This window comes from Streptomyces sp. JJ36, from assembly GCF_021696945.1.
In the GTDB taxonomy this organism is placed as follows: Bacteria; Actinomycetota; Actinomycetes; order Streptomycetales; family Streptomycetaceae; genus Streptomyces.
Genome location: NZ_JACYHE010000019.1, coordinates 38,903 through 55,719, shown reverse-complemented (window position 1 = coordinate 55,719; position 16,817 = coordinate 38,903). Strand labels below are relative to the sequence as shown.

Annotated in this window: 14 protein-coding genes and 1 tRNA gene; 12 read left to right on the top strand and 3 right to left on the bottom strand. The window is 71.8% G+C overall.

The features are described 5' to 3' along the window. The first annotated feature begins 1 nt into the window (after nt 1). Together HOY81_RS10715 and HOY81_RS10710 are read left to right on the top strand one after the other, a co-directional pair. The gene (locus HOY81_RS10715; protein ID WP_237320045.1) at nt 2-436 is read left to right on the top strand and encodes a MaoC family dehydratase; all 435 of its coding nucleotides are present in this window, start codon (nt 2-4) and stop codon (nt 434-436) included. A gap of 313 nt (nt 437-749) precedes the next feature. After that, nucleotides 750-1,805 (top strand): UDP-N-acetylmuramate dehydrogenase, encoded by a 1,056-nt coding sequence (locus HOY81_RS10710; RefSeq protein ID WP_237320044.1) that lies wholly within the window; start codon nt 750-752, stop codon nt 1,803-1,805. A gap of 397 nt (nt 1,806-2,202) precedes the next feature. Here the strand turns inward: HOY81_RS10710 and HOY81_RS10705 are convergent, their stop codons facing one another. Both HOY81_RS10705 and HOY81_RS10700 read right to left on the bottom strand, forming a co-directional pair. Next, nucleotides 2,203-3,288, bottom strand: a complete 1,086-nt coding sequence (locus HOY81_RS10705) for an adenosine deaminase (protein ID WP_237320043.1) — start codon at nt 3,286-3,288, stop codon at nt 2,203-2,205. 143 nt (nt 3,289-3,431) lie between these two features. Next, the gene (locus tag HOY81_RS10700; protein WP_237320042.1) at nt 3,432-4,667 is read right to left on the bottom strand and encodes a pyridoxal phosphate-dependent aminotransferase; all 1,236 of its coding nucleotides are present in this window, start codon (nt 4,665-4,667) and stop codon (nt 3,432-3,434) included. Between the two features lie 182 nt (nt 4,668-4,849). Here HOY81_RS10700 and HOY81_RS10695 point away from each other — a divergent pair. From HOY81_RS10695 to nusG, 3 genes are all read left to right on the top strand, one after another. After that, nucleotides 4,850-4,922, top strand: a tRNA-Trp gene (locus HOY81_RS10695). Nucleotides 4,923-5,029: 107 nt separating this feature from the next. Further along, nucleotides 5,030-5,308 carry a preprotein translocase subunit SecE gene (gene secE, locus HOY81_RS10690; protein ID WP_237320041.1) on the top strand — a complete coding sequence of 93 codons (279 nt, stop codon included), beginning with the start codon at nt 5,030-5,032 and terminating at the stop codon, nt 5,306-5,308. Nucleotides 5,309-5,396: 88 nt separating this feature from the next. Continuing rightward, nucleotides 5,397-6,293 (top strand): transcription termination/antitermination protein NusG, encoded by an 897-nt coding sequence (nusG, locus tag HOY81_RS10685; protein WP_237320040.1) that lies wholly within the window; start codon nt 5,397-5,399, stop codon nt 6,291-6,293. 58 nt (nt 6,294-6,351) lie between these two features. Here the strand turns inward: nusG and HOY81_RS10680 are convergent, their stop codons facing one another. Beyond that, nucleotides 6,352-7,164, bottom strand: coding sequence for an alpha/beta fold hydrolase (locus tag HOY81_RS10680; protein WP_237320039.1), 813 nt, complete (start codon nt 7,162-7,164; stop codon nt 6,352-6,354). Between the two features lie 180 nt (nt 7,165-7,344). Between HOY81_RS10680 and HOY81_RS10675 the strand changes: the two genes are divergently transcribed. From HOY81_RS10675 to rpoB, 7 genes are all read left to right on the top strand, one after another. Next, complete coding sequence (locus HOY81_RS10675; protein WP_237320038.1) at nt 7,345-8,790, top strand: FAD-binding oxidoreductase; 1,446 nt, start codon at nt 7,345-7,347, stop codon at nt 8,788-8,790. Between the two features lie 206 nt (nt 8,791-8,996). Next, nucleotides 8,997-9,431 carry a 50S ribosomal protein L11 gene (gene rplK / locus HOY81_RS10670; protein WP_237320037.1) on the top strand — a complete coding sequence of 145 codons (435 nt, stop codon included), beginning with the start codon at nt 8,997-8,999 and terminating at the stop codon, nt 9,429-9,431. A 106-nt stretch (nt 9,432-9,537) separates the two neighbouring features. Further along, on the top strand, nt 9,538-10,260 hold the full coding sequence (gene rplA / locus HOY81_RS10665; protein WP_237320036.1) for a 50S ribosomal protein L1: 723 nt from the start codon (nt 9,538-9,540) through the stop codon (nt 10,258-10,260). A 203-nt stretch (nt 10,261-10,463) separates the two neighbouring features. After that, nucleotides 10,464-11,354: a hypothetical protein gene (locus HOY81_RS10660; protein ID WP_237320035.1), complete on the top strand. Its 891-nt coding sequence runs from the start codon at nt 10,464-10,466 to the stop codon at nt 11,352-11,354. 314 nt (nt 11,355-11,668) lie between these two features. Then, complete coding sequence (gene rplJ, locus HOY81_RS10655) at nt 11,669-12,238, top strand: 50S ribosomal protein L10 (RefSeq protein ID WP_237320034.1); 570 nt, start codon at nt 11,669-11,671, stop codon at nt 12,236-12,238. A gap of 105 nt (nt 12,239-12,343) precedes the next feature. Beyond that, on the top strand, nt 12,344-12,736 hold the full coding sequence (gene rplL / locus HOY81_RS10650) for a 50S ribosomal protein L7/L12 (protein WP_237320033.1): 393 nt from the start codon (nt 12,344-12,346) through the stop codon (nt 12,734-12,736). Between the two features lie 556 nt (nt 12,737-13,292). Continuing rightward, nucleotides 13,293-16,778, top strand: a complete 3,486-nt coding sequence (gene rpoB, locus HOY81_RS10645; protein WP_237320032.1) for a DNA-directed RNA polymerase subunit beta — start codon at nt 13,293-13,295, stop codon at nt 16,776-16,778. Nucleotides 16,779-16,817 lie beyond the last annotated feature (39 nt).

Genomic DNA, 16,817 nt, shown 5'->3' with positions numbered 1-16,817 from the left:
GATGACCGCGAAGATCGCGTACGCCGACGTCGAGCCCGGCACCGAGCTGCCCGCGCAGCGCTTCCCCGTGACCCGCGACACGCTGGTGCGCTACGCGGGGGCCTCCGGGGACTTCAACCCGATCCACTGGAACGAGCGGTTCGCCCGCGAGGTCGGGCTGCCGGACGTCATCGCGCACGGCATGTTCACCATGGCCGAGGCGGCCCGGGTGGTCACCGACTGGGCGGGCGACCCGGCGGCCGTCGTCGAGTACGGGGTGCGCTTCACCAAGCCGGTCGTGGTGCCGGACGACGACAAGGGGGCCGTGGTCGAGGTCACGGCGAAGGTCGCGGCGAAGCTCGACGACGAGGCCCGTACGGTCCGGGTCGACCTGACGGCGACCAGCGACGGGCAGAAGGTCCTGGGCATGGCGCGCGCGGTGGTCGCCCTCGCCTGAGCCGCGGCCCCGGGCAGGCGCATGCGGGGGCTCGCCGGGCCGCGTGTGGGGGTGCCCCGCCGCGGGCAGTGCCCCGCTGGGGGGTGGGCGCCCGTCCGACCAGTGCGCCTGATCGGTGCCGCGCCGCGAGCCGCCGCCCGCCTGGGCCGCGGTGCTCCGCGGGGACCTGCGCCGGGTCAGCGGGGCGCCCCGGAGGCCCGCCTGGGCCCGGTCGGGCACGGTGCGCGCCCGGTTCCGGCGCGGCGTGCGCCCGGTCGCGGGACGTGCGGGCGGCCGGGGCGTCCCGCCGTGGACCGCCCCTTACCCTGGAGCGGTGCACGCACTCCACGACGCCCCGCTCGCCCCGCTGACCACCTTTCGGCTGGGCGGCCCCGCGGACCGGCTGCTGACCGCCACCACGGACGAGGACGTGGTCGCCGCGGTGCGCGCCGCGGACGACGCGGGCACCCCGCTGCTGCTCGTCGGCGGCGGCAGCAATCTCGTCATCGCCGACCGGGGGTTCGCCGGCACCGTCGTGCGCATCGCCACCACCGGCTTCCACCTGGACGGCACCCACCTGGAGCTGGCCGCGGGCGAGAACTGGGCCGCCGCGGTGGACCGCACCGTGGACGCGGGCCTCGCCGGCATCGAGTGCCTGGCCGGCATCCCCGGCTCTGCGGGCGCGACGCCCGTGCAGAACGTCGGCGCGTACGGCCAGGAGGTGTCCGCCACCCTCACCGAGGTGGTCGCCTACGACCGGCGCGCCCGCGAGACGGTGACCCTGCCGAACGCCGCGTGCGGGTTCTCCTACCGGTACAGCCGCTTCAAGGCCGACCCGTCGCGCTTCGTGGTGCTGCGCGTCCGCTTCCGGCTGGAGGACGCGGGCGGGCTCTCCGCCCCGCTCCAGTACGCCGAGACGGCCCGCACGCTCGGTGTGCAGCCCGGCGAACGGGTGCCGGCCGCCACCGCCCGCGACACCGTGCTGAAACTGCGGGCCGGCAAGGGCATGGTGCTGGACCCGGAGGACCACGACACCTGGTCGGCCGGGTCCTTCTTCACCAACCCGGTGCTCAGCGAGACCGAACACGCCGCCTTCCTGGCGCGGGTGGACCGGCGGCTCGGCCCGGGCGCCGCCCCGCCCGGGTTCCCGGCGGGGGACGGGCGGGTCAAGGTGTCGGCGGCCTGGCTGATCGACCGCGCGGGCTTCACCAGGGGGTACGGCGACGGCCCGGCGCGCATCTCCACCAAGCACACGCTCGCCCTCACCAACCGCGGCGCTGCCACCACCGAGGACCTGTTGCGGCTCGCCCGGGAGGTACGGGAGGGGGTGCGGCGCGCCTTCGGCGTGACGCTGGTGAACGAGCCGGTCACGGTGGGGTGCGCGCTGTAGCGGGCCCCCGCGGGTCGCACACCCCGCGGGCCGCGGACGCCGCGCGGGCCGTGCACACCCCCGCGGGTCCCCGGGGGCCCGTACCCGGCGCCCCTCGCACGCCGTCCTTTCGCACGCCCTCCCCTCGCACGGCCCCGCGCCCGCACACGGCGCAGGCCCCGGCACAGCGTCCGGCCCGGGCCCCGAGGTCGCGTACGGCTCGCCCGCTCCACCGCACCCGGGCTCGCGCACGCCGGCTCTCCTCGGGCGCTCGTGCGCCGGTCGGTGAAGCGGGCGCGCCGCCGGCCCGCCCGCGCCCGCACGGCTTCACGGGCAGCCGCCTGGCCAGGGTTCCCGGGGCCTGGCTCTGCCGGTCCGTGGCTCGTCGGCCGGCACCCGTGGACGGGCAGCCGTACGGTCAGCGGCTCCGGGCCCCGGCCTCGCCCGGGCGCGGCGCCGGGCCCGGTACCCGGGGCCCGGCGGCCTCCGGGGCGGCGGCGAGCCAGTCGTCGATGCCGGCCAGCAGCTCGGCCCGTACGGGCTCCGGCGCCGCCGAGCCGCGTACCGACTGCCGGGCCACCTCCGCCAGTTCCTCGTCCGTGAAGCCGTGCGCCTCCCGGGCGAGTTCGTACTGGGCGGCGAGCCGGGAGCCGAAGAGCAGCGGGTCGTCCGCGCCCAGCGCCATCGGGACGCCCGCGTCCCAGAGGGTGCGCAGCGGCACGTCCTCCGGCTTGTCGTAGACGCCCAGCGCCACGTTGGAGGCCGGGCACACCTCGCACGTCACCCCGCGTTCCGCCAGCCGCGCCAGCAGCGTGGGGTCCTCCGCCGCCCGCACCCCGTGCCCCACCCGGGCGGCGCGCAGGTCGTCCAGGCAGTCACGCACGCTGCCCGGCCCGGAGAGCTCGCCGCCGTGCGGGGCGGCCAGCAGACCGCCGTCCCGCGCGATGGCGAAGGCGCGGTCGAAGTCCCGGGCGAAGCCGCGGCGTTCGTCGTTGGAGAGACCGAAGCCGACGATGCCGCGGTCCCGGAAGCGCACCGCGAGCCGCGCCAGCGTACGGGCGTCCAGCGGGTGCTTCATCCGGTTGGCCGCGACCAGCACCCGGATGCCGAGCCCGGTGTCCCGCGCGGCCCGTTCGACCGCGTCCAGGATCACCTCCAGCGCCGGGATCAGCCCGCCCAGCCGGGGTGCGTACGAGGTGGGGTCGACCTGGATCTCCAGCCACCGCGAGCCGTCCCGGACGTCCTCCTCGGCCGCCTCGCGCACCAGCCGCTGGATGTCCTCCGGGGACCGGAGGCAGCCGCGGGCGATGTCGTAGAGCCGCTGGAAGCGGAACCAGCCCCGCTCGTCGGTGGCGCGCAGCCTGGGCGGCCGCCCGCCGCTGAGCGCGTCCGGCAGATGGACGCCGTACTTGTCGGCGAGCTCCAGCAGGGTCCCCGGCCGCATCGAACCGGTGAAGTGCAGGTGCAGGTGGGCCTTGGGAAGCAGACGTACATCTCGTGCCATCCGCAGATACTGCTACACGCGGGCCGCCGACCGGTAGCGGGGGCGGCGGCCGCTGCCCGGACGGGGACCGCTTCGAAAACACGGACGGGCGGCGGCGCGGCGGCACGCCCGGTGCCACCGCTCCGCCGCCCGGTCCGGCCGGCTCAGTGCGCCTCGGCCAGCAGCTTCTGGATCCGCGACACGCCCTCGACGAGGTCCTCGTCGCCGAGCGCGTAGGAGAGCCGCAGATAGCCCGGGGTGCCGAACGCCTCACCCGGCACGACCGCGACCTCGGCCTCCTCGAGGATCACCTCGGCCAGCTCCACCGAGGTGGCGGGGCGCTTCCCGCGGATCTCCCTGCCCAGCACGCCCTTGACCGAGGGGTAGGCGTAGAAGGCGCCCTCCGGCTCGGGGCACACCACGCCCTCGATCTCGTTGAGCATCCGCACGATGGTGCGCCGGCGCCGGTCGAAGGCCTCGCGCATGGCGGCCACCGCGTCCAGGTCGCCGGAGACCGCGGCGAGCGCGGCGGCCTGTGCGACATTGCTCACGTTGGAGGTGGCGTGCGACTGGAGGTTGGTCGCGGCCTTGACCACGTCCCGCGGCCCGATGATCCAGCCCACCCGCCAGCCGGTCATCGCGAAGGTCTTCGCCACGCCGTTCACCACGATGCAGCGCTCCCGCAGCTCCGGCACCGCCGCCGGCAGCGAGGTGAACTGCGCGTCGCCGTAGACGAGGTGCTCGTAGATCTCGTCGGTGAGCACCCACAGCCCGTGCTCGGCGGCCCAGCGGCCCACCTCCTCGGTCTGCTCGCGGGAGTAGACCGCGCCGGTCGGGTTCGAGGGGGAGACGAAGACGACCATCTTCGTCCGCTCGGTGCGCGCCGCCTCGAGCTGCTCCACGGAGACCCGGTAGCCGGTGGTCTCGTCCGCCACCACCGGGACCGGCACGCCGCCCGCGAGCCGGATCGACTCGGGGTAGGTGGTCCAGTAGGGCGCGGGGACGAGGACCTCGTCGCCCGGGTCCAGGGTGGCGGCGAAGGCCTCGTAGATCGCCTGCTTGCCGCCGTTGGTCACCAGCACGTCGGCGGCCTCGACCTCGTAGCCCGAGTCGCGCCGCGTCTTCGCGGCGATGGCGGACTTGAGTTCGGGGAGGCCGCCGGCCGGCGTGTACCGGTGGTACGCGGGGTTCCGGCAGGCCTCGACCGCCGCCTCGACGATGTAGTCGGGCGTCGGGAAGTCCGGTTCGCCGGCGCCGAAACCGATCACCGGACGCCCGGCGGCCTTGAGGGCCTTCGCCTTGGCGTCCACGGCCAGCGTGGCGGACTCGGAGATCGACCCGATGCGGGCCGACACGCGTCGTTCTGTCGGGGGCTGTGCAGGTGGAGTCGCAGCGGTCATGGAGGCATGTTCGCAGACCCGGCACCGCACCCGCACCGGGGTGCGCCGGGCCGGGCGGCCCTATGTGTTCGACGGGGCGCCGTCGAGCACGTACACTCTCACGACGTCGGCCTCCAACGGTCGCTCCGCGCTGCGCACTCCACGCAGCGGCGCGGATGCGGTAGGTTGAGAGGCGTCGGCAAAGGGTCGTAGCTCAATTGGAAGAGCACTGGTCTCCAAAACCAGCGGTTGGGGGTTCAAGTCCCTCCGGCCCTGCTTCACACATCGTCGCCAAGGTGTGTGCCTGTGTACGTACAACTGATGCATCGCCGTGCGGCCGGCCCGTGCGCCGCAGGGCAACGATCCGGATCAGGTGAGGACGAGTGACGGAGATCACGGACACTACCGAGGTCCCCGAGCCTGGACGGTCCTCGGACGACAAGAAGCCCGGGCGTGGCAGGCGCGGCAAGAAGGGCCCGTTCGGGCGTCTCGCGCTGTTCTACCGGCAGATCGTCGCGGAGCTGCGCAAGGTCGTCTGGCCCACGCGGCACCAGCTCACCACGTACACCACCGTCGTGATCATCTTCGTCGCCGTCATGATCGGGCTCGTGACCGTGATTGACTATGGATTCACCGAAGCCATGAAGTGGGTCTTCGGCTGACATCCCTCGCGGAGGTACGCGCGGCCGGCAGCCGCGCCGGCGCGGCCACCGCATGTTCGACCCCAGAAGCCAGGAAGAAGCAGCCACCGTGTCTGACCCGAACCTGAACGACGCCGTCGAGCCCGCCGAGGGCGACGACACCGCGCGCGGCCTCTTCGAGACCGCGGACGACAGCGTCGCCCAGGCGGAAGCTGCCGACGCCGCCGCGGGCGGCCCGGCCGAGGGGGCCACCGCCACGGAGGCCGAGGAGGCCGGGGAGCCCGCCGCGGGCGAGCCGGCGGAGGCCGGTGCCGCACCCGGGGAGCCCGAGGGCACCCCGGAGGAGACCACCGAGGCCGAGGAGGCCGAGGAGGAGACGGTCGACCCGGTCGCCCAGCTCCGTGAGGAGCTGCGCTTCCTGCCCGGCGAGTGGTACGTGATCCACACCTACGCGGGTTACGAGAACCGCGTGAAGACCAACCTCGAGCAGCGCGCCGTCTCGCTCAACGTCGAGGACTACATCTTCCAGGCCGAGGTGCCGCAGGAGGAGGTCGTCCAGATCAAGAACGGCGACCGCCGCACCGTGCGGCAGAACAAGCTCCCGGGCTACGTCCTGGTCCGCATGGACCTGACGAACGAGTCCTGGGGCGTGGTGCGGAACACCCCGGGCGTCACCGGCTTCGTCGGCAACGCCTACGACCCGTACCCGCTGACCCTGGACGAGATCGTCAAGATGCTCGCCCCGGAGGCCGAGGAGAAGGCCGCGAAGGCGGCGGCCGCCGACGAGGAGGGGAAGCCCGCGGGCGGCCCCGGCCGCAAGGTCGAGGTTCAGGTGCTCGACTTCGAGGTCGGCGACTCGGTCACCGTCACCGACGGCCCGTTCGCCACGCTCCAGGCCACCATCAACGAGATCAACCCGGACTCGAAGAAGGTCAAGGGCCTGGTCGAGATCTTCGGCCGCGAGACCCCGGTCGAGCTCAGCTTCGACCAGATCCAGAAGAACTAGGCGCCCCGCGCCCCGACACAGCCCCTGACCAGCGCCGCAGCGCTGCTCAGGGGCTCTGTCATGCCCGCTGGGACTCGACCTCCTGCCAGAAGGCGTCGACCCGGGCGTTGAAGACGCCGGGGACCTCCTGGAACGGCTGATGCGCCTCCCCGGGCAGCATTTCGAAGCGCGCGCCCGGGATCGCCTCGGCGACGACGCGGCCCAGGCGCGGCGGGGCGACGAGGTCCACCTCACCGGACAGCACCAGGGTCGGCGCGGTGATCTCCGCCAGCCGGTCGAGGGTGTCGTGCGCCCGGAACGCGGCGAGCTGGCGCTGGAACGCCTCGACGGACTGCGGGTGCGGGAAGGCGAGCGTCTCCTCGACGAACCGGTCGACGGTTCCGTCGGCGTGCGCACGCGGCGTGTAGATCCACAACAGGAACGCCTCCAGCATGGCGCGTTCGTCGGGGGCGTACTCGGCCATCCAGTGCCAGAAGCCCGTCATCGCCCGGAAGTAGGCATCGGCGCGGGCCCAGGCGCTGGTCAGGACGAGGCTGCGGACCAGCGGAGGGTGGCGCAGCGCCAGTTCCTGCGCGACGGAGCTGCCGCCCGAGAACCCGGTGACATGGGCGGCGGGGACCTGCAGCGCGCGTAGCACCGCAGCCGCGTCGTCGGCCATCCCGGGCACCGTCAGGGGGCCGTCGGGGAGCGGCGTACGCCCGCTGCCGCGGTTGTCGAAGGCGGTGAGCCGGTAGCGGCCGGCGAGTCCGTCGAGTTGTTCCCGCCAGACCTCGGCCGGGTCGGAGAGCCCGGCGACGAGCAGGACGTCGGGGCCGTCGCCCCGGCGTTCCGCCCAGAACGCCCCCCGGTCGGTGGTGAGCAGGTCTCCCATGGCCGGCCTCCCGCACGGATCGCCCTGCCCGCGCCCGTGGGCCGGGCTCTCCCACCGTGGCACAGGGCGCGGTGGTCCGCCCGCGGGGCGGTCCGACCCGCGGGCGGCCGGATGGCGTCCCCGGCCGTGCGGCGTGATGCTGGGAGGGGAGGCGAGCGCCGTGAACGGGAGGCGGGCGCCATGAACGAGACCGCTGGAGGGCTCGGCGGAGCCACTGCCCACGCGACTCCGCCCCGCCCCGACCTGGACCGCTTCTCCGGTCGGCTGCACGGGCGGCTGGTGCAGCCCGGAGACCGGGAGTACGAGCGGGTGCGCACGGTCTGGAACGGCTTGATCGACCGGCGGCCCGCGCTCGTCGCCCGGTGCCGCGACGAGAGCGACGTGGCCGAAGCCGTCGCGTTCGCCCGCGACACCGGTCTGGCGCCGGCCGTGCGCGGCGGCGGGCACGGGGTGGCCGGCCATGCCGTCAGCGACGGCGGGCTGGTGGTCGACCTCTCGGAGATGCGGGAGGTCGGGACCGACCCCGCCCGGGCCACCGTCCGGGCGCAGGGCGGGTGCACCCTGGGTGACGTCGACGCCGCCACGCAGCGGCACGGGCTGGCCGTACCGCTGGGCGTGGTCTCGGAGACCGGAATCGCCGGGCTCACGCTCTCCGGGGGCATCGGCTGGCTTCGGCGCAAGTACGGTCTGAGCTGCGACAATCTGCTGTCCGCCCGGGTCGTCACCGCCGACGGCGCCGTGGTGACGGCGAGCGCGGAGGAGCACCGGGACCTCTTCTGGGCGCTCCGCGGGGGCGGCGGGAACTTCGGCGTGGTGACCTCGTTCACCTTCCGTGCCCACCCGGTGGGGCCCCGCGTCTTCCTGTGTCAGGTGTTCTACCCGCTGGCGCGGGTGCGGGAGGTGCTGCGGGCCTGCGAGCGGTACGTCGCGGAGGTGCCCGGCGAGGCGGGGCCGCTGGCCGTGCTCGGCCGGATACCCGAGGCCGGGGAGTTCCCGGCGGAGGTGCACGGGGAGCCCTTCGCGGCCGTCCTGGCGGTGTTCCCGGAGGCGGGCGCGACGGCGGGCGAGGCGGGGGAGCGCGCGCTCCGGCCGCTCCGGGAGGTCGCCGAGCCGCTCTGCGACCTCAGTGAGATCACGGACTGGACCCGGGCCCAGCGGTTCCTGGACGGCGACTACCCGGACGGTGGGCTGTACTACTGGAAGTCCGTGAACACGCCCGGCCTCGGCGACGAGCTGATCGGGTACCTCACGGAGCGCGCCGCCGTGGCGCCCTCGCCGGCCTCCACCATCGACGTCTGGTTCCAGGGTGGGGCGATGGCGCGGGTCGGCGAGGAGGAGACCGCGTTCGCCAACCGCCGCGCGCCCCTGCTGTTCGGCATCGAGGGGAACTGGGACCGCCCGGCCGACACGGAGCGGAACGTGGCATGGGTCCGGGACACCTTCACCGGCCTGCGTCGTTTCTCCACCGGCGGCGTCTATCTCAACTTCCCCGGCTTCCTGGAGGAGGGTGAGCAGCTCCTGCGGGAGGGCTACGGCCGGAACTACGAGCGGCTGGCGGCGGTCAAGGCGGCGTACGACCCCGGTAACCTGTTCCACCGCAACGCGAACATCCGCCCCGGGCGCTGAGCCCGCGGACCCGGCCGCCCGCACCGGTGCCGGACCCGGGCGGCCCGTCCCGGACCGGCCTTGACCTGCCCGGTTACGGGACTCGCGACGGTACCGGCTATCGTGGTGCGGTATGCCTCCATCCGGCTGACCAGACCGGACGCGCCGATGCGCGCCGGTGTCGCCGGCGGAGGCGGAAGAACCTCTCACTAGGACCCGGAGAGAGCATGCCTCCCAAGAAGAAGAAGGTCGCGGGGCTGATCAAGCTCCAGATCCAGGCCGGTGCGGCGAACCCGGCTCCGCCGGTCGGCCCGGCGCTGGGTCAGCACGGCGTCAACATCATGGAGTTCTGCAAGGCCTACAACGCCGCGACGGAGTCGCAGCGCGGGTGGGTCATCCCGGTGGAGATCACGGTCTACGAGGACCGCTCCTTCGACTTCGTCACCAAGACGCCGCCGGCCGCCAAGATGATCCTCAAGGCCGCCGGCCTGGAGAAGGGCTCCGGTACGCCGCACTCCACCAAGGTCGGCAAGGTCACGCGCGAGCAGGTGCGCGAGATCGCCACGACCAAGATGCCCGACCTCAACGCGAACGACCTGGACCAGGCGGAGAAGATCATCGCCGGTACGGCCCGTTCCATGGGCGTCACGATCGAGGGCTGACCTCGCGGTCGCGCACCCCGGGCAGCCGGTGGTGCCAGCCTCGCCCCCGTGGGAGGGCCCTGCGCGGCCCGTACCACGACTCCGAATCTCACCAGCAGGAGCAGCAGTGAAGCGCAGCAAGAACCTCCGCAGCGCGGACGCCAAGGTCGACCGGGCGAAGCTCTACGCCCCGCTCGAGGCGGTCCGGCTGGCCAAGGAGACCTCCACGGCCTCGTTCGACGCGACCGTCGAGGTCGCCCTGCGTCTGGGTGTCGACCCGCGCAAGGCGGACCAGATGGTCCGCGGCACCGTGAACCTCCCGCACGGCACCGGTAAGACCGCCCGGGTCCTGGTCTTCGCGACCGGCGACCGTGCAGCGGCCGCGGAAGCCGCGGGCGCCGACATCGTCGGCTCCGACGAACTGATCGACGAGGTCTCCAAGGGCCGGCTCGACTTCGACGCCGTGGTGGCCACCCCGGACCTGATGGGCAAGGTCGGCCGCCTCGGCCGGGTGCTCGGTCCGCGTGGCCTGATGCCGAACCCGAAGACCGGCACCGTCACCCCGGACGTGGCCAAGGCCGTCACGGACATCAAGGGCGGCAAGATCGAGTTCCGCGTCGACAAGCACGCGAACCTCCACTTCATCATCGGCAAGACCTCCTTCGAGGACGCCCAGCTCGTGGAGAACTACGCCGCCGCCCTGGACGAGGTCGTCCGGCTGAAGCCGTCGGCCGCCAAGGGCCGGTACGTGAAGAAGGCCACCATCACCACCACGATGGGCCCCGGCATCCCGGTGGACGGCAACCGCACCCGCAACCTCCTCGTGGAGGAGGACCCCGCGGCCGTCTGAGACGCCGGCGGCCGTACGCTCCGACGGGGGCGTACGCCCGCGCGCACCATGGGCCGGTCCCCGCTCTCCCCGGAGGGCGGGGACCGGCCCGTACGCGTCGCGCACCCCGCGCGGCGGGGCGTGCACCGGGCGCTCCCGGCGGCGGCGGAGGGGGACCCGCTACAGTCGTACCGGCACACAAGTGCCGGGACAATACGATCATCATGGGGGGACTCGTGCACAGGACCCGCATCGTCGCGGTGGCGGCGGGAGTGCTGCTGACGGCCGGCCTGACCGCCTGCGGCAGCGAGAAGAGCGGCGGCGACGGCGACGGAGGGGGCTCGGACCGGGTCGACTCGCTCTCGCCCATCGCGGCGCTGCAGAAGGCCTCGGACAGCACGGACGAGCAGAAGTCCGCGGCCGTCGAGGGCACCACGACACAGGGCACCCCGCGGGGCGAGCAGACGACCACCATGGAAGGCGCCATGGACTGGTCCGGCGGCGGGATGACCGGCGAGATGTCGGTCGTCCAGCGGGGCGGCATCGTCGCGGGCAGCCCGGTCGACGGCAAGCCGACGCCGACGCGCTACCTCGAGGACGCCTACTACGTGAACATGGGCGACGAGTTCGCCTCCACCGCGGGCGGCGGCGCGCACTGGATCAAGTACGACTACGACAAGCTGGCGGAGAAGCTGGGCCCGGCCGGCGCCTTCATGAAGGACCAGCTCCAGAACAACAACCCGTCGCGCTCCGTGGACCTGCTGCTGGCCACCGGCGAGGTGAAGAAGGTCGGCACGGAGACCGTGCGCGGCGAGCAGACCACCCACTACCGCGGCAGCTTCAAGGTCGCCGAGCTGGCCCGGATGCAGTCCCAGGACCTCTCCGAGGCGGACCTGCAGGCCCTCCAGGACCAGCTCGAGACGATGGGCATGGAGAAGGAGACCATCGACCTCTGGATCGACGAGGACGACCTGCTGGTGAAGAAGCGGGAGAAGGCCGACAGCACCAGCGGCACCGACTTCGACTCGACGGTCTACTACTCGGACTACGGCACCGCGGTCACCGTCGAGGCGCCGGCCGAGAGCGACTGGGTGGACTTCACCGAGCTGAGCTGACGGACCTGCCGACCGGGCCTGCCGGGCACCGGCGGCGCGGGCGGGCCCGGGACCGGATTTGGCGGCCCGGGCCCGCTCGCGTATTCTCCTGGGGTAGCCAAAGACCGCTGGTCGCCGGTGCGCCCGTGCAGAGGGTGCAGCGGCCGAAGGTTCCGCTCGCGGCGGACGACCTGCGCAGGTGACCGGAAGAGCTCCCGGAGGAGGCCCGTGCGGCCTGTCCGGTCGAGCCTCGCCCCGTGCGCCTGCGCCGGGGCGTTTCGTCGTTCACAGCCCCTTCCGTGCGGTCCTGAACACCCGGAAGGAGGCCGAGGCTCATGGCCAGGGAGCGGGTCGCCCCTGACAAGGTCGCCGCCGTCGAGGAGATGACGGACAAGTTCCACAACTCCAGCGCGGCCGTCGTGACCGCGTACACCGGTCTCACCGTGGCGCAGCTCAAGGACCTGCGCCGTTCGCTCGGTGGGAACGCCCAGTACCGCATCGTGAAGAACACGCTCACCAAGATCGCGGCCAATGAGGCCGGGATCAACGAGCTCGACGAGTACTTCACCGGCTCGTCGGCCGTCGCCTTCGTGACCGGCGACCCGGTCGAGGCGGCGAAGGGTCTGCGTGACTTCGCGAAGGCCCACCCCGCCCTCGTGATCAAGGGCGGCATCGTCGACGGCAGCCCGATGACGGCCGTCGACATCAACAAGCTCGCGGACCTCGAGTCCCGCGAGGTGCTGCTCAGCAAGCTTGCCGGCGGCATGAAGGCGTCCATGGCCAAGGCCGCGGCGACCTTCCAGGCCCCGCTGTCGAAGATGGTCCGCACCGCGGACGCGCTTCGCGACAAGCGCGAGCAGGGCGGTGCCGGTACGCCGGCTCCCGCCGAGGCCGAGTCGGAGTAGGCACGGTTCCCACCGCGCCGTTCCGCCCGGTCGCAGCGGGCCCGAGTACGCCCGCCGACATGTACGACATCCGGCACCAGCCGATCTAGTGGAAGGACCGCCACCATGGCGAAGCTCAGCCAGGACGAGCTGCTCGCGCAGTTCGAGGAGATGACCCTCGTCGAGCTCTCCGACTTCGTGAAGAAGTTCGAGGACCGCTTCGACGTCGAGGCCGCCGCGCCGGCCGCCGCCGTCGTGGCCGCCCCGGGCCAGGGCGGTGGCGAGGGTGCCGCCGCCGAGGAGGAGCAGGACGAGTTCGACGTCATCCTCACCGGTGCGGGCGACAAGAAGATCCAGGTCATCAAGGTCGTGCGGGAGCTGACCTCGCTGGGTCTGAAGGAGGCCAAGGAGCTCGTGGACGGCACCCCGAAGCCGGTCCTCGAGAAGGTCGCCAAGGACGCCGCGGACAAGGCCAAGGAGTCCCTCGAGGGCGCCGGCGCCTCCGTCGAGGTCAAGTGACGCGTACGCACACGCGAAGCGAGTGCGGGCCGCGTGTCGCGGACCGCTGCCCCCGCCCGGGCGGGGAAGCGCCGTGACACTGGTCACTCACGGGGTCGGATGACCCACGTGGCAGAGCCGTACCGGAGGGCGGTCACCCGTGCGGGTGACCGCCCTCCGTCGTCCGGTGACGGCTTCCTTGCCCCGCCGGGACGGGCGGGTATGGTGATCTTCGCTGTCCTGGGGGCCTTGACGAATGGCACGCAGCGCGTAATTCTCGGGACGCGTCGTCACATCGATCCAGGTTCCGAGGCATGGATCGCGGGCGAAGCGGGAAGCATCGACATGCGTCGGCAGCGTGGGCAGTGCGTGCGGCACTTCTCGCGTAGGTTGTCGCCTAACACAGCAGATCGAGAGGGGGAGAGTGGCACTGCGCCAGTCTCCGGGATTCCGCTCTGGACATCAGTGGGCCTAGTGGCTACACTGACCCTTTGCGCTGCCTATTAGCTGCTCCCTGCCCGTCACCAGGGGCACCGGTATGCGCGTAGTGAGTCCGAGCCCTCGGAAGGACCCCCTCTTGGCCGCCTCGCGCAACGCCTCGACCGCCATTTCGAACAACGGCGCCAGCACCGCCCCGCTGCGTATCTCCTTTGCGAAGATCAAGGAACCTCTCGGGGTTCCGAACCTCCTTGCGCTCCAGACCGAGTCCTTCGACTGGCTTCTCGGCAACGATGCATGGAAGGCTCGCGTCGAGGCCGCGCTGGACAGTGGTCAGGACGTCCCGACCAAGTCCGGTCTGGAAGAGATCTTCGAGGAGATCTCCCCGATCGAGGACTTCTCCGGGTCGATGTCGCTGACCTTCCGCGATCACCGCTTCGAGCCGCCGAAGAACTCCATCGACGAGTGCAAGGAGCGCGACTTCACCTACGCGGCCCCGCTCTTCGTCACCGCCGAGTTCACCAACAACGAGACCGGCGAGATCAAGTCCCAGACGGTCTTCATGGGCGACTTCCCGCTCATGACCAACAAGGGCACCTTCGTGATCAACGGCACCGAGCGTGTCGTGGTCTCGCAGCTCGTCCGCTCGCCGGGTGTCTACTTCGACAGCTCGATCGACAAGACCTCCGACAAGGACATCTTCTCCGCCAAGATCATCCCGTCCCGGGGTGCCTGGCTGGAGATGGAGATCGACAAGCGCGACATGGTCGGTGTGCGCATCGACCGCAAGCGCAAGCAGTCGGTGACCGTCCTGCTCAAGGCGCTCGGCTGGACGAACGACCAGATCCTGGAGGAGTTCGGCCAGTACGAGTCCATGCGCGCCACCCTGGAGAAGGACCACACCCAGGGCCAGGACGACGCGCTGCTGGACATCTACCGCAAGCTGCGTCCGGGGGAGCCGCCGACCCGCGAGGCCGCGCAGACGCTGCTGGAGAACCTCTACTTCAACCCGAAGCGCTACGACCTGGCCAAGGTCGGCCGGTACAAGATCAACAAGAAGCTCGGCGGTGACGAGCCGCTGGAGTCCGGCGTGCTCACCAACGCCGACGTCATCGCCACGATCAAGTACCTGGTGAAGCTGCACGCCGGCGAGACCGAGGCGCGGTCCGGCGAGGGCGACCTGATCGTCGTCGAGACCGACGACATCGACCACTTCGGCAACCGCCGCCTGCGGAACGTCGGCGAGCTCATCCAGAACCAGGTGCGCACCGGTCTGGCCCGGATGGAGCGTGTGGTCCGGGAGCGGATGACCACCCAGGACGTCGAGGCGATCACGCCGCAGACCCTGATCAACATCCGGCCGGTCGTCGCCTCCATCAAGGAGTTCTTCGGCACCAGCCAGCTCTCCCAGTTCATGGACCAGACCAACCCGCTCTCCGGGCTGACCCACAAGCGCCGTCTGTCGGCGCTGGGCCCGGGCGGTCTCTCCCGTGAGCGGGCCGGCTTCGAGGTCCGTGACGTGCACCCGTCGCACTACGGCCGGATGTGCCCGATCGAGACCCCCGAGGGCCCGAACATCGGTCTGATCGGCTCGCTGGCCTCCTACGGCCGGGTCAACGCCTTCGGCTTTGTGGAGACCCCGTACCGCAAGGTCGTCGACGGCGTGGTCACCGACGAGGTGCACTACCTCACCGCCGACGAGGAGGACCGCTTCGTCATCGCGCAGGCGAACGCGCCGCTGACGGAGGAGATGCGGTTCGCCGAGGACCGGGTGCTGATCCGCCGCCGCGGCGGCGAGGTCGACCTGATCCCGGGCGACGACGTGGACTACATGGACGTCTCGCCGCGCCAGATGGTGTCGGTGGCGACCGCCATGATCCCCTTCCTGGAGCACGACGACGCCAACCGTGCGCTCATGGGGTCGAACATGATGCGGCAGGCCGTGCCGCTCATCAAGACCGAGTCGCCGCTGGTCGGCACCGGCATGGAGTACCGCTGCGCGGTGGACGCCGGCGACGTGATCAAGGCCGAGAAGGAGGGCGTGGTCCAGGAGGTCTCCGCGGACTACGTCACGGTGGCCAACGACGACGGCACGTACACCACGTACCGCATCGCCAAGTTCTCCCGGTCCAACCAGGGCACCTCCTTCAACCAGAAGGTCCTGGTCGACGAGGGCGACCGGGTCGTGGTCGACCAGGTGCTGGCCGACGGCCCGTCCACCGAGGACGGCGAGATGGCCCTCGGCAAGAACCTGCTGGTCGCCTTCATGCCGTGGGAGGGCTACAACTACGAGGACGCGATCATCCTGTCGCAGCGCCTCGTGCAGGACGACGTCCTCTCCTCGATCCACATCGAGGAGCACGAGGTCGACGCCCGGGACACCAAGCTCGGCCCGGAGGAGATCACCCGGGACATCCCGAACGTCTCCGAGGAGGTCCTCGCCGACCTCGACGAGCGCGGCATCATCCGCATCGGTGCCGAGGTCGAGGCGGGCGACATCCTGGTCGGCAAGGTCACCCCGAAGGGCGAGACCGAGCTGACCCCGGAGGAGCGGCTGCTGCGCGCGATCTTCGGCGAGAAGGCCCGCGAGGTCCGCGACACCTCGCTGAAGGTGCCGCACGGCGAGACCGGCAAGGTCATCGGCGTCCGCGTCTTCGACCGCGAGGAGGGCGACGAGCTGCCCCCGGGCGTCAACCAGCTCGTCCGTGTCTACGTCGCGCAGAAGCGCAAGATCACCGACGGTGACAAGCTCGCCGGCCGCCACGGCAACAAGGGCGTCATCTCGAAGATCCTGCCGGTCGAGGACATGCCGTTCCTGGAGGACGGCACCCCGGTCGACGTCATCCTGAACCCGCTGGGCGTCCCCTCCCGGATGAACCCGGGTCAGGTCCTGGAGATCCACCTGGGCTGGCTCGCCTCCCAGGGCTGGAAGGTCGAGGGCCTGGACGAGGAGTGGAAGAAGCGGCTGGCCGCGATCGACGCGCACGAGGTCGAGGGCGGCACCAACGTCGCCACCCCGGTCTTCGACGGCGCCCGTGAGGACGAGATCGCCGGTCTCTTCGAGTCCACGACCCCCAACCGCGACGGCGACCGGCTGGTCCAGCCGTCCGGCAAGGCGCGCCTGTTCGACGGCCGCTCCGGCGAGCCGTTCCCGGACCCGATCTCGATCGGGTACATGTACATCCTCAAGCTGCACCACCTGGTCGACGACAAGCTGCACGCCCGGTCCACCGGCCCGTACAGCATGATCACCCAGCAGCCGCTGGGTGGTAAGGCCCAGTTCGGCGGCCAGCGCTTCGGTGAGATGGAGGTGTGGGCGCTGGAGGCGTACGGCGCCGCCTACGCGCTCCAGGAGCTGCTGACCATCAAGTCCGACGACGTCACCGGCCGCGTGAAGGTCTACGAGGCCATCGTCAAGGGCGAGAACATCCCCGAGCCGGGCATCCCGGAGTCCTTCAAGGTGCTCATCAAGGAGATGCAGTCGCTCTGCCTCAACGTGGAGGTGCTGTCCTCGGACGGCATGTCCATCGAGATGCGCGACACCGACGAGGACGTCTTCCGCGCCGCGGAAGAGCTCGGTATCGACCTGTCCCGGCGCGAGCCGAGCAGCGTCGAAGAGGTCTGACGGGGTGGCCGGTGGCACCCGGGCGGTGCCGCCGGCTCT

Excerpts from the sequence above, each read along its gene's own strand:
- HOY81_RS10660 (WP_237320035.1), top strand. The coding sequence starts at position 10,464 with ATGGGGGGACTCGTGCACAGGACCCGCATCGTCGCGGTGGCGGCGGGA.
- HOY81_RS10715 (WP_237320045.1), top strand. The coding sequence starts at position 2 with ATGACCGCGAAGATCGCGTACGCCGACGTCGAGCCCGGCACCGAGCTG.
- HOY81_RS10700 (WP_237320042.1), bottom strand. The coding sequence starts at position 4,667 with ATGACCGCTGCGACTCCACCTGCACAGCCCCCGACAGAACGACGCGTG.
- HOY81_RS10705 (WP_237320043.1), bottom strand. The coding sequence starts at position 3,288 with ATGGCACGAGATGTACGTCTGCTTCCCAAGGCCCACCTGCACCTGCAC.
- rplK (WP_237320037.1), top strand. The coding sequence starts at position 8,997 with ATGCCTCCCAAGAAGAAGAAGGTCGCGGGGCTGATCAAGCTCCAGATC.
- HOY81_RS10675 (WP_237320038.1), top strand. The coding sequence starts at position 7,345 with ATGAACGAGACCGCTGGAGGGCTCGGCGGAGCCACTGCCCACGCGACT.
- rplL (WP_237320033.1), top strand. The coding sequence starts at position 12,344 with ATGGCGAAGCTCAGCCAGGACGAGCTGCTCGCGCAGTTCGAGGAGATG.
- HOY81_RS10680 (WP_237320039.1), bottom strand. The coding sequence starts at position 7,164 with ATGGGAGACCTGCTCACCACCGACCGGGGGGCGTTCTGGGCGGAACGC.
- rplJ (WP_237320034.1), top strand. The coding sequence starts at position 11,669 with ATGGCCAGGGAGCGGGTCGCCCCTGACAAGGTCGCCGCCGTCGAGGAG.